The organism is Pseudomonas sp. ANT_J12, from assembly GCF_008370045.1.
GTDB lineage: Bacteria > Pseudomonadota > Gammaproteobacteria > Pseudomonadales > Pseudomonadaceae > Aquipseudomonas.
Genome location: NZ_VOBN01000007.1, coordinates 168,112 through 191,445, shown reverse-complemented (window position 1 = coordinate 191,445; position 23,334 = coordinate 168,112). Strand labels below are relative to the sequence as shown.

Sequence of the window (23,334 nt, the reverse complement as noted above, 5' to 3'; positions counted from 1 at the left end):
GCTTGCCCGCGAAGAGGCCCTCAAGAACGCCGCATCCCGATATGCGGAATATCATCCTCCAGGTATTGCTCCCCAACCGCGACAAACCCATACCGCCCGTAATACCCCTGCAAATGCGCCTGCGCCGACAGATAGATCGGCACTTCCGGCCAGCGCTTCTCAGCCTGTTTCAACGCCTGTTCCATCATTTCATGCCCCAGCCCCTGGCCACGGCCTTCAGGTGCCGTCACCACCCGCCCGATGACCACGTCGCCACCCTGCAATTCCGGGTCGAGCAAGCGCAGGTACGCCAGCAGCGCATCCCCGCTCCAACCCATCAAATGGCAGGTGTCGCCTTCAAGGTCCTGGCCATCGACGTCCTGATAGGCACAGCGCTGCTCGACCACAAACACCTCGGCGCGCAGTTTCAAAATGGCATACAGCTGCTCTTTACCCAGATCGCTGTGATGTTTGCAGACCCACTCGATTGTCATCTTCACATTCCTTGAATTACGTCCCTGCGATACTAGGCGTCTGGGCGAAAGATGTCTTGATGACTGAGAAATCTGTGATAAAGGCCAAAATGCCATCATTCATTTCGCGCGCCCTTGTCTTCTTTGTGTAATCTGCAAGTCAGCGCTGTGCATTGGCTTCCATGAGCTAAGGTTTAGTACCGCTGCGCCGGTATTCGAGTCTTGGAGTTTTGGCTGAAAACACGTCGGGCCGCCCGCCCGCTAAGGATTTTCTAGCATGCCGCGATTGCATCGAGCTTTTGCTTTGATTGGCTTGCTGTTGCTGACTCAGACTGCGGCAGCGGAAAAGCTGCGTCTGGTGGCCGATGCCTGGCCGCCCTTTACCGACGCCACGCTGGTCAACGGTGGCTTGGCCACGGACATCGTCAGCACGGCACTGGCCCGGGCCGGTTACGCCAGCGATTTCGAGCAGGTGCCCTGGGCGCGCGCCTTGCTGGGCGTGGGCGAGGGCCGCTACGACGTGCTAGTCAACGCCTGGTACAACGACGACCGGACCAAGCTCGGGCAGTTTTCCGCCGAGTACCTGCTCAACCGCGTGCGCTTCATCAAGCGCAAAGACGCACCCATCGAATACAACAACCTGCAGCAACTGCACACCTACCCGATCGCCGTGGTGCGCGGTTACGCCTATTCGCCGGAATTCGATGAGGATAAAGCGCTGCAGAAAGTCCCGGTGCACAACTTCGCCATGGCCGTGCGCATGCTCGCGGCCGACCGGGTCAAGTTGACCCTGGAAGATGAATTCGTCGCCCGTTATTACCTGGCCCGGGAATCGTCCAGGGTGCGCAATACGGTCGAGTTTTTGCCCAAGCCCTTGAGCGAGAACAGCCTGCACATTCTGGTCAGCCTGAAGAACCCGGCGCATGAGCAGATCGTGGCGGGGTTTGATCGGGAGATTGCGGCGATGAAGGCGGATGGGAGTTATGAGCGGTTGATGAAGCAGCATGGGATGTAGGGCAGCGGCAGGTTTTGAGCTTCAAGCGGCAAGTGGGTTGGGGTGAATCCGTGATTTTCGGCACGACACAACCCGTGTAGGAGCGAGGCTTGCCCGCGAAGAGGCCCGCCCAGCCGCTACAAATCTCAGACCTCGCTGGTGTCTTTAATCAGATGCGCCGCCAGCGTGCGCAAAGGCCCCAACTGCCGGCAGATCAACGCCAACTGCGTCTGCACCAGCCGCTGTCCTTCATCGATCTCGTCCGGCATCTGCTCCAGCTCATTGGCCAGTGCCTCTTCCGCATCGCTTTGGATCGCCACCGGCAGTTTGCTCGCCAACCCCTGGGCGATTTCGTCGATGCTGGCCGCCAGGCTCACCCCGGCGCCATCGATCAAATGCTCGCGCACGTCCGGCGGCAATTGCGTCTCGCGGTGCGCGCCGAGCCCTGACAAATAGCTGAGCAACGTGTGGGACAGCACCAGGAAGCGGAACCCGGCATCCGCTTCCTTCCGGAAATGCCCCGGCTCCATCAGCATGTTGGCCAATGTGGTCGACAGCGCCGCATCGGCGTTGTGCGCGTTGCGTCGGGCCAGGCGATAGGCCAGGTCGTCGCTTTTGCCGGCGGCGTATTGCTGCATGATCTGGCGCAGGTAAATGCTGTTGCAGGTCAGGGTGTTGGCCAGCACTTTGTTCAGGCGTCGACCCTGCCAGTCCGGCAGGAACAGGAACACCGCGAGGCCGGCGATCAGGCTGCCGAGCAAGGTATCGAACAGGCGCGGCAGGAACAGCCCGTAACCGTCGCCGACCTGGTTGAAGCAGAACAACACCATCAGCGTGATCGCCGCCGTCGCCAGGGTGTAGCGGGTGGTGCGGTTGATAAAGAACACCACCCCGGCGGCGATGGCGAAGCACGACTGCACCAGTGGATTGGGGAACAGATCGAACAGCGCCCAGGCCAGGGTCAGGCCGATGGCGGTGCCGATGATCCGCTGCCCGAGTTTGCGCCGGGTGGCGCCGTAGTTCGGTTGGCAGACGAACAGCGTGGTGAGGATGATCCAGTAACCCTGGGACGGGTGGATCAAATGCACCATGGCGTAGCCGATGCTCAGCGCCAGGGGCAAACGCAGGGCGTGGCGGAACAGCAACGAGGTCGGCGTCAGTTGGGTGCGCAAGCGCAGCCACACATCCTTGAGGTTGCGCGGCGAGCGGTCGAGCAGGCTACTGTCGGTGGCGTCGGCGAGGGCGTCGGGGTTGCTCGCGTCGCTGAGCAAACGGTCGAGAGTGCCGAGGTTGGCCGCTAGTGCGCGCAAGGAACGCAGCAATCCGCGCCAGGCCGGGTTGCTCTGGATGCGCAGGTGTTCGAGGGAGGCGTGCAGGTCGCCCAGGGCTTCGGCGAAGCTGGCGTCGTAGACGAAGGGCTGGCGCATCTGGATCGATTCGGCCAGGGCCCGGCAGGCTTTGCCTTGTTGGCGCAGCAGGCGCTGGCAACGGAACATCACGTCGCTGTGGAAGAACGCGTCGGCCAGGGCGTTGTAAGGGTAGTGCGAAGAACTGGCGCGCTCGTGGATGTCCTGGGCGAGGAAATAGAGTTTTAGGTAACGGCTGACTTTCGAGCCCGGCCGACCGTTGCCGACCCGGTGCAGAATGATTTCCTTGGCCACGTTCAACGCGGCGACCACACGACCGTTTTGCTGGGCCAGCTCCAGGCGCCGGGCTTCCACGTCCAGTTGCCGGATCGGTTCGAACAGCGATGACTTGAGCTTCAGGTACAACCCCAATTCCCGGAACAACCGCGCCAGACTCTGCTGCACCGGCTGATTGGAAAACAGCGCCTGCCACAACACCGAGAGCAAGCCGTACCAGGCGGCACCGGCCACCAGCAGCACCGGTTCGTGCCAGAAATCGGTCACCGCGCCGCCGCGCTGGTCCACGCCGATCATGGTGTAGACCGACAGGATCAACGTCGCCGAGGCAATCGCGCCATAGCGTTCGCCCAGCGCACCGAGCATGGTCAGGCCGAACGCGGCCAGGGCCAGGGCGATGATGAAGATGATGGGGTAGGGGAACAGCAATTCGACCGAGAACGCGGCGATGCTGAAACACACCAGCGTCACGGCCAGCGCGTTGAGGCGGCCCTGCCAACTGTCGTCGGTCTCGGCCAGGGCGCTGGCGATGATGCCCAGGAACAACGGGATCAACAGCCCCATTTCATCCTGGTACCAACAGACGGCCATGCTGCCGGTCAGGGCGATAAACACCCTTACGCTGTAACTGAATTTATCCAGCGCCCAGAGGCGACGCAGAGACTGACTGAATGGGGTCGATGACATGAAGTGCGAGGGCCTTCCGAGGCGATGACGCTAAATTGAGCCAGTAATGACGCCGACGCAATGGCGCCGATCACATCTGACAGCAAAATCTGTTCCCTTGATGGTTCTGTGTTGTCTGTTCGGACGCTTTCGCGGGCAAGTCGAATCGTCGCACCGCTCGCTCCTACAGGTCCGTGCCATGCGCAATATCGCGTTCGACGCGTCGTTCGCTATATCACGTTCGACGCCAACCTGTAGGAGCAAGGCTTGCCCGCGAAGAGGCCGGTGCATTCAACATCCATGTCGACTGTAAGACCGCTATCGCGAACAAGCTTTGCTCCTACAGCGTCAGACGTATTGCGCCGCCGCATAACCCGAAGCCCACGCCCACTGGAAGTTGAAGCCGCCCAGGTGCCCGGTCACATCCAGCACTTCACCAATGAAGTACAACCCAGGGCTTTTCAGCGATTCCATGGTCTTGGACGACACCTCATGGGTGTCGACCCCGCCCAGGGTCACTTCAGCCGTGCGATAGCCTTCAGTCCCTGCGGGCACGATCTTCCAGCTCGCCAGTTTTTCGGCGATGTCAGCGATTTCCGCGTGGGTGTATTGCTTCATCGGTTTGGACACGAACCAGTTGTCCGCCAGCAGGTTGGCCATCTTCTTGGTGAAGATTTCCCCCAGCAGGGTTTTTAACTCGCTGTTCGGACGTTCGGCTTGCTGCTGTTGCAGCCAGGTCGGCACGTCGTGGTCGGGCATCAGGTTGATTTCAACCGTGTCGCCGGATTCCCAGAAGGATGAAATCTGCAAAATCGCCGGGCCGCTGAGGCCGCGGTGGGTGAACAGGATGTTCTCGCGAAAGCTCTGCTCATTGCAGCTCACCAGACAGTCCACCGAGGTGCCGGACAGTTCGGTGCACAGTTCTTTGAGCTGATCGGTGATGGTGAACGGCACCAGGCCGGCGCGGGTCGGCAGCAACTCGTGGCCGAATTGCTTGGCCACTTGATAACCGAAACCGGTGGCGCCCAGGGTTGGGATCGACAAACCGCCGGTGGCAATCACCAGGGATTCACAGGTGATTTGGCCGAGCGTGGTGTCCAGCAGGTAGCCACTTTCGAGTTTCTCGATGGTCTGGATCGAGGTGTCCAGGTGCAGGCTGACGCCGACCTGATCGCACTCGCTCAAAAGCATCTCGAGAATGTCGCTGGATTTGTTATCGCAGAACAGTTGGCCGAGCTTCTTCTCGTGGTACGGCACGCCATGTTTGGCGACCATGCCGATGAAATCCCACTGGGTGTAGCGGGCTAGGGCGGATTTGCAGAAGTGTTCGTTCTGCGAGAGGAAATTGCCCGGTTCGGTGTACATGTTGGTGAAATTGCAGCGGCCACCGCCCGACATCAGGATTTTCTTGCCGGCCTTGTTGGCGTGGTCGAGCAACATCACCTGGCGCCCGCGCCCGGCGGTGGTCAGCGCACACATCAACCCTGCGGCGCCAGCGCCAATGATCACGACTTCGGTAGAGCGCAAAACGGTGTCCTCACACAATGATCGTTCCCACGCTCTGCGTGGGAATGCCGCCATGGACGCTCTGCGTCCGCCGTTATGTGACGCGGAGCGTCACGGGATGCATTCCCACGCGGAGCGTGGGAACGATCAGGATCAGAGGATACGCACGCGCAACGAACGACCTTTGATCTTGCCGTCGTTCAAGCGCTGCAAGGCCTGCTTGGCGATCCCGCGTTCCACCGCCACAAATGCCTGGAAGTCGAAGATCGCAATCTTGCCCACCTGGGCACCCGGAATACCGGCGTCGCCGGTCAGTGCACCGAGGATGTCGCCCGGACGTACCTTGTCTTTACGACCCGCGCCGATGCACAACGTGCTCATCACCGGCAGCAGCGGCGCGCCGCCCTGGGAGGTGAGGTTGTCGATCTGATCCCAGTTCAACGGCGACTGCTGCAGTTTCTCGATGGCTTGGGCGCGGATGGCTTCGGACGGCGCCACCAGGCTGATCGCAATGCCTTTCTCACCGGCGCGACCGGTACGGCCGACGCGGTGGATGTGGATTTCCGAATCGCGGGCCAGTTCGACGTTGATCACCATGTCCAGCGCATCGATGTCCAGGCCGCGAGCGGCGACGTCGGTGGCGACCAGTACCGACGTACTGCGGTTGGAGAACATGGCCAACACCTGGTCGCGGTCACGCTGTTCCAGATCGCCGTGCAGGCCGACGGCGGAGATGCCTTTGGAGGTCAGGTGATCAACGGTTTCCTGAACCTGCTGCTTGGTGAAGCAGAAGGCCACGGTGGACGCCGGACGGAAGTGGCCAAGCACCTTGGTCACCGCGCTCATGCGTTCTTCCGGGGAGATTTCGTAGAAGCGCTGCTCGATCTGCGAGTCGTCGTGGAACGCCTCGGCCTTGACGATCTGCGGGTTGCGCATGAACTTGGCGGCCAGTTGCTTGATGCCCGATGGGTAGGTCGCGGAGAACAGCAGGGTCTGGCGGCGTTCCGGGGTCTGGGCAATGATTTCTTCGATGGAATCGTAGAAACCCATGTCGAGCATGCGGTCGGCTTCGTCGAGGATCAGGGTGTTCAGGCCATGCAGGATCAGCGAGCCCTTGCGCAGGTGCTGCTGGATGCGGCCCGGGGTGCCGACGATGATGTGCGCGCCGTGCTCCAGGGAGCCGATCTGCGGGCCGAGGGACACGCCGCCGCACAGGGTCAGGACCTTGATGTTGTCTTCGGCACGGGCCAGACGACGGATTTCCTTGGCCACCTGGTCCGCCAGCTCGCGGGTCGGGCAGATGATCAGCGCCTGGCAACCGAAGAAGCGCGGATTGATCGGGTTCAGCAGGCCGATGCCGAAGGCAGCCGTCTTGCCGCTGCCGGTCTTGGCCTGGGCGATCAGGTCCATCCCTTTGAGGATCACCGGCAAGCTTTGCGCCTGGATCGGCGTCATCTCGGCATAACCCAAAGAGTCGAGGTTAGCCAGCATGGCGGCGGACAGCGGCAAAGTATTAAAAGCGGTGGCGATGGTGGTCACGGGACGGGCCTGCAAAACAAAATGTCGCGCAGTGTATCAGGCCCGTGGCCGTTCGCCCTAAGGCTCGATGTGTTCTTCCGGACGTTTGACGCGCCGTCCGTCTTCTCTCGACAGCTGCGAGAAGATCGTCGCGGCCAGCATCGCCATGACGCCGACGGTGACAAACGTGAGTTGGAACGCGCCCAAAATGGTCTCCACGCCATCATTTCCGACCTCCGCCGTAAAGCCACCGAGCAGCGCACCGGCGCACGCCACACCCAGGCTCAGGGACAATTGCGCCACCACCGACAGCAAACTGTTGCCGCTGCTGGCGCTGGCGTCGTCGAGGTCGATCAGGGTCACGGTGTTCATTGCGGTGAACTGCAAGGAGTTGATCGCGCCGGCAATCGCCAGCATCACCAGCAGCAGCCAATACGGCGTCTGCTCGCTGACCAGGCCCATGGCCGCCAGCATGATGCCCAGGGCCAGGGTGTTGCCGGTCAGCACGATGCGGTAACCGAAGCGTTCGATCAGCGGTCGCGCCACGGACTTGGCGAACATCGCCGCCGCCGCCAGGGGCAACATGCTCATCCCGGCCTGGGACGGCGAATACCCCAGCGCCACTTGCAGCAGCAACGGCACAAGGAATGGCAGGGCGCCGCTGCCCAGGCGGGCGAACAGATTGCCGAGGATGCCCACGGCGAACGTGCGGGTCTTGAACAGCGATGGCGCGAACAGCGGATTATCGATATGCCCGGCCCGCAGCCAATAAGCCGCGAGGCAGGCCATGCCGCCGAACAGCAGCAACATCACGCGAAGGTGCGGCAAATGCAATTCGCCGAGGCCTTCCATGGCAATGGTGATCAACACCATGGCCGCGCCGAACAGCAGAAAGCCGAGACTATCGAACCGCGTGCGTTCGCTGCCGCGCAGGTCGGGGATGAACTTCCACACGGCGTAGCAACCGATCACGCCGACCGGCAGGTTGATCAAAAAAATCCAGTGCCACGACAAGTACTGCACCATCCAGCCGCCGGTGGTCGGGCCGAGCAACGGGCCGAGCAGACCGGGAATGGTGATGAAACCCATGATCCGCACCAGTTCCGAGCGCGGGTAGGCCCGCAGCACCACCAGCCTGCCCACCGGCAGCATCAAGGCACCGCCCAGGCCTTGGATGATCCGGGCACCGATCAACATGGTCAGGGTGCTCGATAACGCGCAGAGCAACGAGCCGATGCTGAACAACAGGATCGCGCCGAAGAAGATCTTCTTGGTGCCAAAACGGTCGGCGATCCAGCCCGAGGTGGGGATCAGCAGGGCGACGGTGAGCATGTAGGCGATGATCACGCCCTGCATGCGCAACGGGTTTTCCGCCAGGTCCAGGGCCATGGCCGGCAGGGCGGTGTTGAGGATGGTCCCGTCGAGGGACTGCATGAAGAAGGCAATGGCGACGACCCACGGCAACCAGCGGGCGGTGACAGCGTCGAGAGGCGGGCGGTTGGGCATGGGACCTCTGTGGGTTTATCAATGATCGTTCCCACGCTCCGCGTGGGAATGCATCCTGTGACGCTCCGCGTTACGCCTTCAATGGGACGCGGAGCGTCCCGGGCTGCATTCCCACGCAGAGCGTGGGAACGATCGGTGTCAGAGGGTCAAGGTGAGTTTGCTGACGAGCGCCCCCGGCAACAACGCCGACGCCGTCGCCCGCTGACTGTAAGTACTCGCCGACAGCAGCAACTCGCGCTCCTGGGTCAACGCTTCCAGCTGCGAACCGAGCAGGCTGTAGGCGCTGTCATCAAATCGCATGGTGCTCACCGGGGCCTGGATCTCGCCGTTCTCGACCCAGAAGGTCGCAAACCGCGTCATACCGGTCAGGCGCGCCGCTGGTTGATCCGAGTAGTTCAGGTACCAGAGGTTGCTGATGTACAGCCCCGTGCCCAGTTGCTTGAGAATCTCGGCTTGCGGCAATGTACCGGGCGCCATGTTCAACGCGCTCGGCATCTCACCACCGCCGGCACCGTTGGCCGGCAAGCCGTATTCCGCGGCGCTGCGCGAGCTGACCATTTGCGCGCCGGCCTTGCCCGCGACGATCAACCCCAGATCACTGCGCGGATAACCTTCGCCGGAAAACGCCGGGCTCAGGGAACCGCTGACTTTCTCATCGACGGACACCAACGGGCTGAACGCGTTGTCCCCTGCGTAGAGCTTCTGCAACGGGCTGTTCTTGCTGGCAATCGACTGCGCCGAGAAACCGCCCCAGCCGAGCATGTCCATGATTTCTTCCATGGCCGCCGGAGCGAGGTAGGCGCGGTAGTTACCCGGCGCCAGGGTGCGCAATGGCCGACCGAGAAACGTCAATTGCTCGCGGGCGAGGGCAAAGCGCTTGGCAAACCCTTCGCTGCTCCAGTCGTGCCCGGCGTAACTGGCTTTCACCGCTTGGCCGTTTTCATGCACCAGGCTGAAATCGAAGTTGAAGCTATTGGCCTGATGCCAGCCAAACGCGCCCGAAGAACTGGCGAAACCACGACTGATCGGCCCGGCCGCGTAGAAACCGACCAGGTCGAGCCCTTCGGCGGCCTGGGTGATTTCAGCGACGACCTGCTCGGTGTCCGGCAACGGGTGATCCTGCACATTCTTGCTCTGCCAGCCGTTGTGGTTGAGCAGCAGATACGGATCCTGGGGCAGCAACGGCAGGGTTTCGCGCAACTGTTGCAGCCCTTCGGCCAGGCGCTGCACATCGACTTCAGCCTCGCCCGACAGCGTGATGTTCAAGTCGGCGTGGCGACCGTCGTTGATCAGCTTGAAACCGACACTCGCCTGTTGCACCTGCCCGGCCTGACGGACCTTGGCGTGATTGAAGCGCACGAAGGCCGAGGACTCGGCGGCGTAGCTGAGGGTGAATTGTTCCGGCTCGCGAATCGCCTCGCGCAGCCAAGTGACCAAGGCCTTGAACGCATCGGCCTGATTTTTTGCAGTGCTCATCAGGCATCTCCCCCAAACACATCCACATTGCTGAACACGCAGGCCGGCGACGCATGGCCGACGCGGATCACCTGGTTCGGTTCGCCCTTGCCGCAGTTCGGCGTGCCCAGGACCTTGACGGTGTTGGCGTCGCCGACGGCGCTGAGGCTTTTCCAGAAGTGCGCCGAAATCGCCCGATAGTTCGGGTTCTTGACCACGCCTTTGAGTTCGCCGTTCTCGATCAACTGGCCCCATTCGCAACCGAACTGGAACTTGTTGCGTGCATCGTCGATGGACCAGGAACGGTTGGTGCTCATCAAGATGCCGTGTTCGATATTGCCGATCATCTGTTCCAGCGGTTGATCGCCGGGCTCGATGTTCAGGTTGGCCATGCGATCGATCGGTGGACGGTTCCAGCCACAGGCGCGGCTGTTGGCCACGCCATCCATGCCGGCGCGGAACTGCGACAGCGCACCGCCCAATGGCCGCAGCAACAGGCCTTCCTTGATCAGGAATTGCTTGCTTGCGGCGGTGCCGTCGTCATCGTGACCGTAACTGGCCAACTGCTCGGGAATGTCCGGGTCGAAGGTCACGTTGAGCAGTTTGGAGCCGTATTGCAGGCGGCCAAAGTCCTCGGCCTTGACGAAACTGGTGCCGGCGTAATTGCGCTCATCACCGAGGATGCGGTCCAGTTCCAGCGGGTGACCGATGGATTCGTGGATCTGCAGCATCATTTGGTCCGGCATTAACAGCAGGTCGCGCGGGCCTTTCGGGGTGTTGGGCGCCAGCAGCAATTGCAGCGCCTGATCGGCGATTTTCGGCGCGGCGCCGACCAGTCCGCAGCGGCTGATCACGTCAAAGCCGCCCTGCTGGCCGAAGTTCTCGCGGCCCAAAGTGCGGGTCTGGCTGTCGTTGCCGTCGTAGGCAGTGACTTCCAGGCTCGGGAAGATAAAGCGCTGGGCCTGGCGCAGTTCGGCGCCGGCGTTGCTGAGGTAGATCTGCTCGACGTGGGTGATGCCGATGCTCACTTCCCAGTTCACCAGACGCTCGTCCTTGGGCACGGCGGCGGATTCGGCGCCGAGCAGTTGGTAGCAATCACTCAGGGACGGGAAGGGCTGGTCGAGGTTCGGCGAAAAGTAGTCGGCGCGGTCGCTGGAGACCGTTTGTGCGCTCAGGTCGAGCAAGGCGTGGGGCTTGAGGCGGCGGGCTTGTTGCTCGGCCTTCTCCAGCGCGGCTTGCAGGCCTTGTTGCGACAGGTCATTGGTCGCCGCGTAGGCTTCGACGCCGTTGACCCGAACGGTCAGCATCGCGCCTTCATCACGGCGCAGGCTCGGCGGCTCGGCGACGTTCTTGCGCACTGACAGGTATTGGCCGGACTCGCGTACATAACGCAGCGAAAAAAATTCAGCGCCCGTGCGCAAGGCAGCAAAACGCTGCTTGAGCTGGGGGTGGAAATCGAACATTCGAAAACCTCCTTGGTCTGGAGAAGCGGCGTATCGGTACTGCGAGGGGGTGAAACGTTTGCGTGGCGCTAGATTAGGCCTGGGCGGGGGGTAGGATCAAGCGCGGAGCGGTGTAGGAAGGGATTACCGGGGTGTGTCAGAGGGTTGTGCAGTTGTTTGTGAGGGCCTCTTCGCGGGCAAGCCTCGCTCCTACAGGGGGAATGCGATTCCTTGTAGGAGCGAGGCTTGCCCGCGAAGGCCGCGCCTCGGTATTACGCCTTACTGAGCAGTAGGACTCACATCCCGCATCGGCTTGCCACGCACCGGTGCATCACCGGCCACGAAGTAGTCAGCGGTGCTGCGCGGCAATGGCTGGCGGCCACGGATCTTGTCGGCGATTTTCTCGGCGATCATGATCGTTGGCGCGTTCAGGTTGCCGGTGGTGATGATCGGCATGATCGAGGCGTCGACCACCCGCAGGCTCTGCATGCCATGCACACGGCCTTCAGCATCAACCACGGCCATCTCGTCGGTGCCCATTTTGCAGGAGCAGGACGGGTGGAACGCAGTTTCGGCGTGTTCGCGGATGAACTTGTCGAGCTGTTCATCGGTTTGCACGTCGATGCCCGGGCTGATTTCGCGGCCACGGTAAGCGTCCAGTGCAGGCTGTTGCATGATTTCACGGGTCAGGCGGATGCCGTCGCGGAATTCCTGCCAGTCCTGCTCGGTGGCCATGTAGTTGAAGAGGATGCTCGGGTACTCGCGCGGATCCTTCGACTTGGCCTGGATGCGACCACGGCTTGGCGAACGCATGGAACCCATGTGCGCCTGGAAGCCGTGCTCTTTCACACCGTTGCTGCCGTTGTAGTTAATCGCGACCGGCAGGAAGTGGTACTGGATGTTCGGCCAATCGAATTCTTCACGGGTACGGATGAAACCGCCGGCTTCGAACTGGTTGCTGGCGCCGATACCGGTGCCGTTGAACAGCCACTCGGCACCGATGGCCGGCTGGTTGTACCAGAGCAGCGACGGGTACAGCGAGACCGGTTGGGTGCAGGCGTATTGCAGGTACAGCTCAAGGTGATCCTGCAGGTTTTCGCCGACGCCTGGCAGGTCGTGGACCACCGGGATATCGAGTTTCTTCAGCAGTTCGGCCGGGCCGACGCCGGAGCGTTGCAGGATCTGCGGCGAAGCGATGGCGCCGGAGCACAGCAGCACTTCCTTGCGGGCGCGGGCTTCAACGCGCTCTTCAGCGGCGCCGATCAGGTAACGCACGCCGACCGCACGCTTGCCTTCAAACAGGATCTTGTCGGTCAGGGCGTGGGTGACGATGGTCAGGGTCGAACGCTTCTTGGCAATGTCCAGGTAACCGCGAGCGGTGCTGGCGCGACGGCCGTTCGGCGTCACGGTACGGTCCATCGGGCCGAAACCTTCTTGCTGGTAACCGTTCAAGTCTTCGGTGCGCGGGTAACCGGCCTGCACGCCGGCTTCAACCATCGCGTGGAACAGCGGGTTGTTGCCAGCCTTCGGCGTGGTCACGCTGACCGGGCCGTCGCCACCGTGGTAGTCGTTCGGGCCGATGTCGCGGGTTTCCGCTTTGCGGAAGTACGGCAGGCAGTCGAGGTAGGTCCAGTTTTCCAGGCCCGGCAGCTTCGACCAGTTGTCGTAGTCCATCGCGTTGCCGCGGATGTAGCACATGCCGTTGATCAGCGAAGAACCGCCGAGGCCCTTGCCGCGACCGCACTCCATCCGGCGACCGTCCATGTGTGGCTCTGGATCGGTTTCGTACGCCCAGTTGTAGCGACGGCCTTGCAGCGGGAACGCCAGCGCGGCCGGCATTTGCGTGCGGAAGTCGAAACGGTAATCCGGGCCGCCCGCTTCGAGCAGCAGGACGGTGACGCCTTCGTCTTCAGTCAGACGGGTCGCAAGTGTGTTACCTGCGGAACCGGCCCCTATGATGATGTAGTCGTATTCGGTAGTCATGTGGTCTCCTGGGGGAGCTGCAAGCTCTAAGCTCCAAGCTGCAAGAAAAAGCAGCGAGCTATGTCTGTGAAATCGGGGGGAGCGGCAAAAACAAACTGCTTTTACTTACAGCTTGAAGCTTGCCGCTTGTAGCTCCTCAGAACACTGAGGCGTAATCGCCCAGTTCGACTTGCACGGACTTAATGCGCGTGAAGTTATTGAGAGAGCTGATCCCGTTCTCACGGCCCACGCCCGACTGCTTGTAGCCGCCGACCGGCATCTTCGCGTCGGACTCGCCCCAGGCGTTGATCCAGCAGATACCGGCTTCCAGTTGATGAATCACGCGGTGGGCGCGGTTCAGGTCCTTGGTGACGATACCGGCGGCCAGGCCGAAGTCGGTGTCGTTGGCACGACGGATCACTTCTTCTTCGGTGTCGTAGGTCAGGATCGCCATCACCGGGCCGAAGATTTCTTCGCGAACGATGGTCATCTCGTCGGTGCAGTCGGTGAACACGGTCGGTGCCACGAAGGCGCCTTTGGCCAGGTCGCCTTCGGTCAGACGGGAGCCGCCGCACAGGACGCGAGCGCCTTCTTCCTTACCTTTGGCGATGTAGCCCAGCACGCTTTCCATGTGGGCGAAGCTGACCAGCGGGCCGAAGTTGGTGTTTTCGTCTTCCGGGTTGCCGATGCGGATACGGGCAACGCGCTCGGCGATCTTGGCTTCGAAAGCCGCTTTCAGATGCGTCGGGATAAACACGCGAGTGCCGTTGGTGCAGACCTGGCCGGAGCTGTAGAAGTTGGCCATCATCGCGGTGTCGGCGGCGCGATCGAGGTCGGCGTCGTCGAAGATGATCAGCGGGGACTTGCCGCCCAGTTCCATGGTGACTTCTTTGAGCGAAGAGCTCGAAGCGCTGGCCATGACCTTCTTGCCGGTGTCGGTGCCGCCGGTGAAGGAGATTTTTTCGATGCGTGGGTGCTCGGTCAGCCAGGTGCCGACTTCACGGCCGCTGCCGGTCAGCACGTTGAACACGCCCGCCGGGACGCCGGCTTCGGTGTAGATCTCAGCCAGTTTCAGCGTGGTCAGGGAAGTGACTTCGCTTGGCTTGAAGATCATCGCGTTACCGGCCGCCAGGGCCGGTGCGGATTTCCACAGGGCGATCTGGATCGGGTAGTTCCACGCGCCGATACCGGCGACAACACCGAGCGGCTCGCGACGGGTGTAGATGAACGAAGTAGTGCGCAGTGGAATCTGCTCGCCTTCGATAGCCGGCACCAGGCCTGCGTAGTATTCCAGCACGTCAGCGCCGGTGACGATGTCGACGTACTTGGTTTCGGAGAAGGATTTGCCGGTGTCCAGGGTTTCCAGGGCGGCCAGTTCATCGTTGCGCTCGCGCAGGATGTCGACGGCACGACGCAGGATGCGCGAACGCTCCATGGCGGTCATGGCGGCCCAGATTTTCTGGCCCTTTTCAGCGCTGACCACAGCACGCTCGACGTCGTCGAAAGTCGCGCGCTGTACTTTTGCGAGGACTTCACCGTTAGCCGGGTTGATGGCTTCGAAGGTGGCGTCGCTGCTGGCGTCGGAGTAGCCGCCATCGATGTAGAGTTTTTGCAGTTCGAAACGGGCCATAGTGTCCTCGCAAGTGCATAAGTGGTTGGCGTTGGTCACCGGGTGCCGTGGAGCGTTGGCGATCGGTGACGGTTCAGGGGCTGAGCGGTTATGTGTGCTCTAGCTCACCTGCTTGGCCAATTGGAAATCCATGTATTCGTAAGCGATCTGTTGCGCCTGCCCGGTGTCGAAAGCATCTCCCGACAGCGCGCCGCGCAACCACAAGCCGTCAATGAGGGCTGCCAGGCCACGGGCGGCGTTGCGCGCTTCATCGAGCGGCAATGCACGGCGGAACTGGCAGCACAGGTTGGAATACAGGCGGTGATCGTTGATCCGCTGCAACCTGTGCAAAGACGGCTGGTGCATGCTGGTGGCCCAGAAGGCCAGCCAGGTTTTCATTGCCGGGCCATTGACCTGGCTGGCGTCGAAGTTGCCTTCGATAATCACCTGAAGGTGCGCCCTTGGGCTGCTGTCCTCCAGCGCCTGACGACGCGCGGTGACGTTCTCGCTGAGGACGCTCATCAGATACCGCATCGTGGCGGCGATCAGGCCATTCTTGTCCTGAAAATAGTGACTGATGATGCCATTCGAGACACCGGCCAAACGGGCGATCAGCGCAATGCTGGCGTCCCCCATCCCGACCTGATCGACAGCCTGTAAAGTGGCTTCGATCAATTGCTGGCGACGGATGGGTTGCATACCGACCTTGGGCATCTTGCACATCTCCTTAGGCCTTCCGGCGGACGAAAAACGTCTGTCGGATTGAAGGCCAGTCTATTTTGTTTTGATTGAACGTTCAATCAACAAAGAATAAGATCTGCGACAATTCGTCGCTACCTGCCGGTTTTTCCTACGTGTAGCGGGCGGAAAAACGACATCCGAAACGGCTCGAAACCCCCGCGCACAGGCGCTCCCGGGCTTCGGGCTTTTTTCGGGCTGTCTTTATATCACCCGCTGGTCGGCTGCCAACTAACCGATTGGTCGGGTATCGCGTTGCCTTGTGTTCTTCTCCCGCACTGCCCGGAGCATCTGTGCCATGAGTTCTGCCTCTCTAATAAAGACCCCGCCCGAGAAGGTGACGGTCAACGGTTGGGTGTTCTACACCTCTACCGCGCTGATCCTGTTGTTGACCGCCATTCTGATCATCGCCCCGCAAGAGGCCGGCAGATTGCTCGGCATTGCCCAGGCCTGGTTGTCCCGCAGCTTCGGCTGGTACTACATGGTGGTGATCGCCGCCTACCTGGTGTTCGTGGTCGGCCTGGCGTTTTCGTCCTACGGCAAACTCAAACTGGGCAGCAAGGACGACACCCCGGACTTCAGCTACGGCGCCTGGGCGGGGATGCTGTTCTCGTCGGGCATCGGCATCTCGCTGCTGTACTTCGGTGCCTCCGAGCCGCTGGACCATTACTTCAACCCGCCGGAAGGTGTGGCCGCGAGCAACATGGCGGCGCGTCAGGCGGTTCAGCTGACGTTCCTGCATTGGGGTCTGCATGGCTGGGCGATCTACGCACTGGTCGGTCTGGCTGTTGCTTACTTTGCTTATCGCCACAACCAGCCGCTGGCGCTGCGTTCGGCGCTGTATCCGCTGGTGGGTGAGCGTTGGGTCAAAGGCGCGGCCGGTCACGCAGTGGACGGCTTCGGCATGTTCGTGACGTTGCTGGGGCTGGTGACGAACCTGGGGATTGGTTCGCTGCAAGTGTCTTCGGGGTTGGAAAACCTGTTCGGCATGGAACACAGCAACACCAACCTGCTGATCGTGATCATCGTGATGAGCACCGTGGCGACCATCGCGGCCGTGTCGGGCGTGGAAAACGGCATCCGTCGTCTGTCCAACCTCAACATCGTGCTGTTCAGCGGCCTGCTGATTTTCGTGCTGCTGTTCGGCCCGACGTTGCACCTGCTCAACGGCTTCGTGCAGAACATCGGCGATTACCTGAACGGTGTGGTGCTGAAGACCTTCGACCTCTATGTGTACGAAGGCGACAGTGACAAGTCCGACCGCTGGTTGGGCCTGTGGACTCTGTTCTACTGGGCCTGGTGGATTTCCTGGGCCCCGTTCGTAGGCATGTTCATCGCGCGTATTTCCCGTGGTCGCACGGTGCGTGAACTGGTGGCCGGCGTGCTGCTGATTCCGCTGGGTTTCACCCTGGCGTGGCTGTCGATCTTCGGTAACTCGGCCCTGGACCTGGTGATGAACCATGGGGCGGTGGAGCTCGGGAAGACGGCGCTGGAACAGCCGTCGATGGCGATCTACCAACTGCTTGAGCATTACCCGGCGTCGAAGATTGTGATCGGCGTGTCGATCTTTGTCGGTTTTGTGCTGTTCCTGACCCCGGCGGATTCCGGCGCGGTGATGATGGCCAACCTGTCCTGCAAGGGCGGCAACGTTGATGAAGATGCGCCGCACTGGCTGCGGATCTTCTGGTCGGCGGTGATCACCCTGGTGACCATCGGCCTGCTGTTTGCCGGTAACTTCGAAGCCATGCAAACCATGGTGGTGCTGGCCGGTCTGCCGTTCTCGGTGGTGCTGGTGTTCTTCATGTTCGGTTTGCACAAGCAGATGCGCCTGGACGTGCAGATCGAACAGGAGCAAGCGGAGTTGGCCGCACGCGGTCGTCGCGGTTTCAGCGAGCGCTTGACCCAGCTGGACCTGCAACCGAACCAGTCGATCGTGCAGCGCTTCATGGACAAGCAAGTCAGCCCGGCGCTGGAAGATGCGGCGGTGCAATTGCGCGCTCAAGGCCTGGACGTGCAGACCTTGCTCGGCAAGTCCAAGCGTTGCATGGGCCTGCGGATCGAGATGGAAGAGGGCAACCCTTTTGTCTACGAAGTGAGCCTGGACGGCTATCTGGCGGCGGCGAGTGACACGGTGTCGGCCGAAAGCGCCGATGAACCCCGCGCACGCTACTACCGCGCCGAGGTGTACCTGCACAACGGCAGCCAGGACTATGACCTGATGGGCTTCGCTCAGGATCAGATCACCCGTGACGTGCTCGATCAGTTTGAAAGCCATCGGCAGCTCCTTGGCCGTGTCTATAGCTGAGTAGCGAGATGAGCGTTCCTGCGCTACGCGTGGGAACGCAAAGGGGCTCAAGTTGAGCCCCTTTTTTTGTGCCTGATCGATCGGTTGATCGTTCTCACGCTCTGCGTGGGAATGCCGCCCCGGACGCTCCGCGTCCGCTTTTGAATCGTGACGCGGAGCGTCACCGGATGCATTCCCACGCGGAGCGTGGGAACGATCAAGCGTGGGAACGATCACGCCGCGATCCTCTCGCGGCGTTTTTGTGTCTGTTGCCTTAGCCCAGGTTCTTGCCGAGCAGCGCGTGGTAAAGCTCGCTGTCGCCGAGGATCCCCACCACTTTGTTGTTGTCGTGCAGCACCAGTTTGTTGCCGGTCTGGTAACGAATCTGCAGCGCTTCGCGCATGCCGATGTTCGAATCCACCACCGTTGGCCGACGGCCTAAACCTTCCACCGATTGCCCTGGCACCCAGTTCTGCAGGTCCAGGCTCGCGCCGTTCTGGCGGGCGCCCTTGATGGTGTTGCCCTCGGCCAGGTCCAGCCACGAATCGCCGCCCGGATCCAGGCACACCGAACCGTTGATGCGTTTGCAGTTGTCCAGCGTGCGCATCAGGCTGCGGCCGCACAACACGTTCAGCGGGTTGGTGTGAGCCACGAAGGTGCGCACGTAATCGTCCGCCGGGTTCAACACGATCTCTTCCGGCACGCTGTACTGCACGATGCGCCCGTCTTTCATGATCGCAATCCGGCTGCCGAGCTTCAGCGCTTCATCCAGGTCATGGCTCACGAACACGATGGTCTTGTTCAGCTTGCTTTGCAGTTCCAGCAGTTCGTCTTGCAGGCCTTGGCGGATCAACGGGTCGAGGGCCGAGAACGGTTCGTCCATCAGCAGAATGTCGGCGTCCATCGCCAGCGCACGGGCCAGGCCCACACGTTGCTGCATACCGCCGGAGAGTTCGTCGGGCTTCTTGTTGCGCCACTGGGTCAGGCCCACCAGCTCAAGCTTGTCGTCCACCAGCTTGCGCCGTTCTTTTTCCGGGCGACCCTGCATTTCCAGACCGAAGCTGATGTTCTCGCGCACGGTCAGCCAAGGCATCAGGGCGAACTTCTGGAACACCATCGCGATGCGCTTGGTGCGCATCATTTTCAGTTCGGCCGGGGTACAGGACGCGATATCGATCTGCTTGCCTTCGTGCTCGACGAACAACTTGCCACGGCTGACGGTGTTAAGACCGTTGATACAACGCAGCAGGCTGGATTTACCGGAGCCGGACAGGCCCATCAGCACGCAGATTTCGCCTTTTTCGACGTCCAGGCTGGCTTTTTCAACGCCGACGATCTGCCCGGTTTTCTTCAGGATCTGGTCGCGGGTCATGCCTTGGTCGAGGAGTTTGAGCGCCTCACGCGGGTCTTTGGAGAAGATTACGTCGACGTCTTCGAAGCGAATAATGCTCATGCGTCACCCCCTACTTTAGCGTCGGGTTGTTTGCAGATACGGTCGAGCATGATCGCCAGCAGTACGATTGCCAACCCGGCTTCGAAGCCCAGGGCGATATCGGCGGTGTTCAGTGCGTTGACCACGGGTTTGCCCAGGCCGTCGGCGCCCACCAGTGCGGCGATCACCACCATCGACAACGACAGCATGATGCACTGGGTGATACCGGCCGCGATGCTGGGCATCGCGTAGGGCAGTTCGATGCGTGCGAGCAGTTGACGTCGCGAGCAGCCGAAGGCTTTGCCGGCGTCCATCAGTTCTGCGGGAACATCACGGATACCCAGGTAGGTCAGGCGGATTGGCGCGGCAATCGCGAACACCACCGTCGAGATCAGGCCCGGGACCACACCCAGCCCGAAGAGGGTCAGGGTTGGAATGAGGTAGACGAAGGTCGGCACGGTCTGCATCAGATCGAGCACCGGACGCATCAGTGTGTAGAACATCGGTTTGTGCGCGGCGACGATGCCCAGCGGCACGCCGATGACCACGCAGACCAGGGTCGCGAAGAGCACCTGGGCGAGGGTTTCCATGGTTTCCTGCCAGTACCCCAGATTGAGGATCAGCAGAAAGGAGGCGATGACGAAAACGGTCAGCCCCCACTTGCGTTGAATGAAGTGTGCCAGTAGCGCGATGAGGCCGATCAATGCCAGCGGGTTGAACCAGGTCAGCGCAAACGTCACGCCGTGGATCATCGTTTCCAGTGTCACGGCGATTGCGTCGAAGGTGCTGGCGCCGTGTTGCGTCAACCATTCAACGAAGCCCGCGATGTACTGGCCTAGGGGGATTTTCTGATCAATCAGCATGGTAGTGAACGTCCGCATGCAAGGAAATAAACAGCCCGGACGGCCGAAACCGTCCGGCGTAAGCGATTACTGCGCGAGCTTGGCTTTCACGGCCTCCAGGCCTGGTTTACCGTCAATGGTGGTCACGCCAGCGAGCCAGGTATCGAGGACCTGTGGATTCTTTTTCAGCCAGGCCTTGGCGGCCGCGTCAGGCTTCATCTTGTCGTCCAGGATGTTGCCCATCAGCGCGCTTTCCATGTCTACGGTGAATTCCAGGTTTTTCAGCAGAGTACCGACGTTGCTGCATTCCTGGACGTAGCCCTTGCGGGTATTGGTGGCCACGGTGGCGGCACCGAAGTCCTTACCGAAGAAGTCATCGCCACCGGTCAGGTATTGAATCTTGAAGCGCTTGTTCATCGGGTGCGGTGCCCAGCCGAGGAAGACCACGGCGGTATCGCGTTTCTGCGCGCGATCGACCTGGGACAGCATCCCCGCTTCGCTGGACTCGACCACTTTGAAGCCGGCGGTTTTGAGACCGAAGGCATCCTTGTCGATCATGCTCTGGATCAGGCGGTTGCCGTCGTTGCCTGGCTCGATGCCGTAGATCTTGCCGTCGAGTTCTTTCTTGAATTTGGCGATGTCGGCGAAGTCATGCAGCCCCTTGTCGTACAGGGCTTGCGGAACGGCGAGGGTGTACTTGGCGCCGGTGAGGTTGGTGCGAACGACGTCCACGGTGCCGGCATCGCGGTAGGCCTTGATGTCGTTTTCCATGGTCGGCATCCAGTTACCGAGGAACACGTCCATGTTCTTGCCATCGGCCAGGGACTTGTAGGTCACGGGCACGGAAATCATGGTGGTCTTGGTTTTGTAGCCCAGGGCGTCGAGGACAACGCTGGTGGTCGCGGTAGTCGCGGTGATGTCGGTCCAGCCGACATCAGAGAAGTTTACGGTGCTGCACTGAGCGGGTTCTGCGGCTTGAGCCAGTAACGGCAAACTCAGCATGGCGGCCAACAACAACGACGGGGAACCTTTCATGGGTGGACTCCTTGGTGTTTTTTTTGGCAGTGTTCCGACTGGACCACCGCACTTATAGGTTGCGGTTGGTGGCGTTTTTTAAGACAGCTCTACCACGGCGCCTTGCAATCGAGTCGATACGATCATGTACCAGTGAAAATCTGACGCCTACAGGGGGCGTCGTAACCAGTACAGGGATGGTCGCATCCAGTGTCAGTGACGTCGTTTACAGCTTTTTTCTGCCCTGTTTGCCGCTCTGAACCGCAAAAAAACGGCGAAAACGCAGCGTCGACGACCCGCGGCGTTGTTGGACATGAGTGCGTCGGTGTGAGACGTCGAACGACACCGCAAAAGCCTGATGATGCGGCCATCTCGGCGGATTGCAGCTTGAGCGTAGCAGCTCCGTCACTGGGCGCTTTTGCGCCTGGAGTTGGCACATCCAGGAGTTCGGCAGTAATGGCTATCAGCGTTTTCGACCTGTTCAAAATCGGCATTGGCCCTTCCAGTTCGCACACCGTCGGCCCGATGCGGGCGGCGGCGCTGTTCGTGCAAGGTTTGCGTGAGCAGGGTCTTTTGGAACAAGTAAGGCGTGTCGAAGTTCAGCTCTACGGCTCGTTATCGGCCACCGGCATCGGTCACGGCAGCGATAACGCCGTGATCATGGGGCTGATGGGCGAGTGGCCGGACGCGATCGATCCGTCGAAAATCGGCCTGCATATCGAAACCCTGCGCGAAACCCACACCTTGTTGCTCGACGGTCGTTTGTCGGTGCCGTTCATCTGGGCTCGTGACATGCGCCTGATCGACGAGAACCTGCCTTTTCACCCGAATGCCATGACCTTAATTGTAGAAGGCGATCACGGGGAGCTGCACCGCGACACCTACTATTCGATTGGCGGCGGTTTTGTCGTCGATGAGGCACAAGCGTCCAGTGGCGTGGTGGACCTGGATCGCACCGTGTTGCCGTATGACTTCTCCAGTGCGGTGGAACTGCTGGAGTTGTGCCAGAAGCACAACTTGCGCGTGGCCGAGCTGATGCTGGCCAACGAGAAGGTCTGGCGCAGTGAAGAAGAGATCCGCGCCGGCCTGATGAAACTCTGGCGCGCCATGCAGGACTGCGTCGACCAGGGCCTCAAGCACGAAGGCATCCTGCCCGGCGGCCTGAACGTGCGCCGACGTGCCGCCAAGTTGCATCGCAGTCTGCAAGAGCTGGGCAAGCCCAACGTGATCGGCTCGACGTTGAGCGCTATGGAATGGGTCAACCTGTTCGCCCTGGCGGTCAACGAAGAGAACGCAGCCGGTGGGCGCATGGTCACGGCGCCGACCAACGGCGCGGCGGGGATTATCCCGGCGGTGTTGCACTACTTTATGAAGTTCAGCGAGGTGGTGACCGAGGCCAACGTGGTCGACTATTTCCTCAGTGCGGCAGCGGTGGGGATTCTGTGCAAGAAGAACGCCTCCATCTCCGGCGCCGAAGTCGGTTGCCAGGGCGAAGTCGGCTCGGCCTGCGCCATGGCGGCGGCGGGGTTGGCGGAGATTCTCGGCGCCACGCCGGAGCAGTTGTGCAACGCGGCGGAGATTGGCCTGGAACACAACCTCGGCCTGACTTGCGACCCGGTGGGCGGGTTGGTGCAAGTGCCGTGCATCGAGCGCAATGCGATTGCTGCGGTGAAAGCCATCAATGCCGCGCAGATGGCGTTGCGCGGCGATGGTCAGCACTTTATCTCGCTGGACCGGGTGATCCGCACCATGCGCGATACCGGCGCCGATATGCATGACAAATACAAGGAAACGTCGCGGGGTGGGTTGGCGGTGAGCGCGGTGGAGTGTTGATTCAGTAGGACCGCGTCGCGCCATTCGCGGGCAAGCCTCGCTCCTACAAGGGCAATACAAAACCTGTAGGAGCGAGGCTTGCCCGCGAAGGCGTCAGACCAGTCAAAACTGCGCGCTAAGTGAACACCGCACCAAAACCGCGCCACCTTTTAGCGCGTCGCTTACAGACAAGCGCACTTCCCGAGATCCGGGATCCAGTCTGGCCATTACCGCCTGTCACCTGTGCTTGTGGTGACACTCTGCTCCAGCACCTCGCAGCCCCTGTTCCCACAAGTGCTACCGATTTGCTCACACCCCGCAATACTGCGCATTTGCCCGCCTTGATGGCACTTATAACCCCCACTCTGCGCACGGCTTATATAGACACGCCGCGACGTCGTTTTCAGGAGTTATTGAACGCGCATTCAATTTTAGGCATGGCATTTGCTCTGTCATTAC

The 23,334-nt window shown here is 61.1% G+C and carries 16 protein-coding genes; 3 read left to right on the top strand and 13 right to left on the bottom strand.

Features of this window, described 5'->3' with window-relative positions:
- Nucleotides 1-20: 20 nt before the first annotated feature.
- Nucleotides 21-473 (bottom strand): GNAT family N-acetyltransferase, encoded by a 453-nt coding sequence (locus FQ192_RS17365; RefSeq protein WP_149659672.1) that lies wholly within the window; start codon nt 471-473, stop codon nt 21-23.
- A 256-nt stretch (nt 474-729) separates the two neighbouring features.
- Between FQ192_RS17365 and FQ192_RS17360 the strand changes: the two genes are divergently transcribed.
- A complete protein-coding gene (locus FQ192_RS17360; RefSeq protein ID WP_149659671.1) occupies nt 730-1,467 on the top strand; it encodes an ABC transporter substrate-binding protein in 738 nt (245 codons plus the stop codon).
- A 125-nt stretch (nt 1,468-1,592) separates the two neighbouring features.
- Here FQ192_RS17360 and yccS read toward each other — a convergent pair whose 3' ends face one another.
- The 9 genes from yccS to betI form a co-directional block, all read right to left on the bottom strand.
- Complete coding sequence (gene yccS, locus FQ192_RS17355; protein WP_149659670.1) at nt 1,593-3,776, bottom strand: YccS family putative transporter; 2,184 nt, start codon at nt 3,774-3,776, stop codon at nt 1,593-1,595.
- A 327-nt stretch (nt 3,777-4,103) separates the two neighbouring features.
- Complete coding sequence (locus tag FQ192_RS17350; RefSeq protein ID WP_149659669.1) at nt 4,104-5,282, bottom strand: NAD(P)/FAD-dependent oxidoreductase; 1,179 nt, start codon at nt 5,280-5,282, stop codon at nt 4,104-4,106.
- A gap of 132 nt (nt 5,283-5,414) precedes the next feature.
- Nucleotides 5,415-6,800, bottom strand: coding sequence for an ATP-dependent RNA helicase DbpA (gene dbpA, locus FQ192_RS17345; protein WP_149659668.1), 1,386 nt, complete (start codon nt 6,798-6,800; stop codon nt 5,415-5,417).
- Nucleotides 6,801-6,857: 57 nt separating this feature from the next.
- On the bottom strand, nt 6,858-8,285 hold the full coding sequence (gene mdtD, locus FQ192_RS17340; protein ID WP_149659667.1) for a multidrug transporter subunit MdtD: 1,428 nt from the start codon (nt 8,283-8,285) through the stop codon (nt 6,858-6,860).
- Nucleotides 8,286-8,423: 138 nt separating this feature from the next.
- On the bottom strand, nt 8,424-9,761 hold the full coding sequence (locus FQ192_RS17335) for a TldD/PmbA family protein (protein WP_149659666.1): 1,338 nt from the start codon (nt 9,759-9,761) through the stop codon (nt 8,424-8,426).
- Nucleotides 9,761-11,203, bottom strand: a complete 1,443-nt coding sequence (locus FQ192_RS17330; protein WP_149659665.1) for a TldD/PmbA family protein — start codon at nt 11,201-11,203, stop codon at nt 9,761-9,763. The genes FQ192_RS17335 and FQ192_RS17330 overlap by 1 nt, the downstream gene beginning before the upstream one ends.
- Before the next feature lie 258 nt (nt 11,204-11,461).
- The gene (gene betA / locus FQ192_RS17325) at nt 11,462-13,165 is read right to left on the bottom strand and encodes a choline dehydrogenase (RefSeq protein WP_149659664.1); all 1,704 of its coding nucleotides are present in this window, start codon (nt 13,163-13,165) and stop codon (nt 11,462-11,464) included.
- A gap of 136 nt (nt 13,166-13,301) precedes the next feature.
- The gene (betB, locus tag FQ192_RS17320) at nt 13,302-14,774 is read right to left on the bottom strand and encodes a betaine-aldehyde dehydrogenase (protein ID WP_149659663.1); all 1,473 of its coding nucleotides are present in this window, start codon (nt 14,772-14,774) and stop codon (nt 13,302-13,304) included.
- A 99-nt stretch (nt 14,775-14,873) separates the two neighbouring features.
- A complete protein-coding gene (gene betI, locus FQ192_RS17315) occupies nt 14,874-15,467 on the bottom strand; it encodes a transcriptional regulator BetI (protein WP_149659662.1) in 594 nt (197 codons plus the stop codon).
- Between the two features lie 379 nt (nt 15,468-15,846).
- Here betI and FQ192_RS17305 point away from each other — a divergent pair, with 379 nt between their 5' ends.
- On the top strand, nt 15,847-17,796 hold the full coding sequence (locus FQ192_RS17305; protein ID WP_256672302.1) for a BCCT family transporter: 1,950 nt from the start codon (nt 15,847-15,849) through the stop codon (nt 17,794-17,796).
- Nucleotides 17,797-18,049: 253 nt separating this feature from the next.
- Here the strand turns inward: FQ192_RS17305 and choV are convergent, their stop codons facing one another.
- The 3 genes from choV to FQ192_RS17290 all read right to left on the bottom strand — a co-directional run bounded on the left by choV (nt 18,050) and on the right by FQ192_RS17290 (nt 21,084).
- Entirely contained in the window at nt 18,050-19,228 is a 1,179-nt protein-coding gene (gene choV, locus FQ192_RS17300; protein WP_149659659.1) for a choline ABC transporter ATP-binding protein, read from the bottom strand.
- The gene (gene choW / locus FQ192_RS17295; protein WP_123404334.1) at nt 19,225-20,070 is read right to left on the bottom strand and encodes a choline ABC transporter permease subunit; all 846 of its coding nucleotides are present in this window, start codon (nt 20,068-20,070) and stop codon (nt 19,225-19,227) included. The genes choV and choW overlap by 4 nt, the downstream gene beginning before the upstream one ends.
- A 66-nt stretch (nt 20,071-20,136) precedes the next feature.
- Nucleotides 20,137-21,084, bottom strand: coding sequence for a choline ABC transporter substrate-binding protein (locus FQ192_RS17290; protein ID WP_149659658.1), 948 nt, complete (start codon nt 21,082-21,084; stop codon nt 20,137-20,139).
- Nucleotides 21,085-21,519: 435 nt separating this feature from the next.
- Here FQ192_RS17290 and FQ192_RS17285 point away from each other — a divergent pair, with 435 nt between their 5' ends.
- On the top strand, nt 21,520-22,896 hold the full coding sequence (locus tag FQ192_RS17285; protein WP_149659657.1) for an L-serine ammonia-lyase: 1,377 nt from the start codon (nt 21,520-21,522) through the stop codon (nt 22,894-22,896).
- Nucleotides 22,897-23,334: the final 438 nt, after the last annotated feature.

Excerpts from the sequence above, each read along its gene's own strand:
- FQ192_RS17365 (WP_149659672.1), bottom strand. The coding sequence starts at position 473 with ATGACAATCGAGTGGGTCTGCAAACATCACAGCGATCTGGGTAAAGAG.
- FQ192_RS17360 (WP_149659671.1), top strand. The coding sequence starts at position 730 with ATGCCGCGATTGCATCGAGCTTTTGCTTTGATTGGCTTGCTGTTGCTG.
- yccS (WP_149659670.1), bottom strand. The coding sequence starts at position 3,776 with ATGTCATCGACCCCATTCAGTCAGTCTCTGCGTCGCCTCTGGGCGCTG.
- mdtD (WP_149659667.1), bottom strand. The coding sequence starts at position 8,285 with ATGCCCAACCGCCCGCCTCTCGACGCTGTCACCGCCCGCTGGTTGCCG.
- FQ192_RS17335 (WP_149659666.1), bottom strand. The coding sequence starts at position 9,761 with ATGAGCACTGCAAAAAATCAGGCCGATGCGTTCAAGGCCTTGGTCACT.
- FQ192_RS17330 (WP_149659665.1), bottom strand. The coding sequence starts at position 11,203 with ATGTTCGATTTCCACCCCCAGCTCAAGCAGCGTTTTGCTGCCTTGCGC.
- betA (WP_149659664.1), bottom strand. The coding sequence starts at position 13,165 with ATGACTACCGAATACGACTACATCATCATAGGGGCCGGTTCCGCAGGT.
- betB (WP_149659663.1), bottom strand. The coding sequence starts at position 14,774 with ATGGCCCGTTTCGAACTGCAAAAACTCTACATCGATGGCGGCTACTCC.
- betI (WP_149659662.1), bottom strand. The coding sequence starts at position 15,467 with ATGCCCAAGGTCGGTATGCAACCCATCCGTCGCCAGCAATTGATCGAA.
- choV (WP_149659659.1), bottom strand. The coding sequence starts at position 19,228 with ATGAGCATTATTCGCTTCGAAGACGTCGACGTAATCTTCTCCAAAGAC.
- choW (WP_123404334.1), bottom strand. The coding sequence starts at position 20,070 with ATGCTGATTGATCAGAAAATCCCCCTAGGCCAGTACATCGCGGGCTTC.
- FQ192_RS17290 (WP_149659658.1), bottom strand. The coding sequence starts at position 21,084 with ATGAAAGGTTCCCCGTCGTTGTTGTTGGCCGCCATGCTGAGTTTGCCG.
- FQ192_RS17285 (WP_149659657.1), top strand. The coding sequence starts at position 21,520 with ATGGCTATCAGCGTTTTCGACCTGTTCAAAATCGGCATTGGCCCTTCC.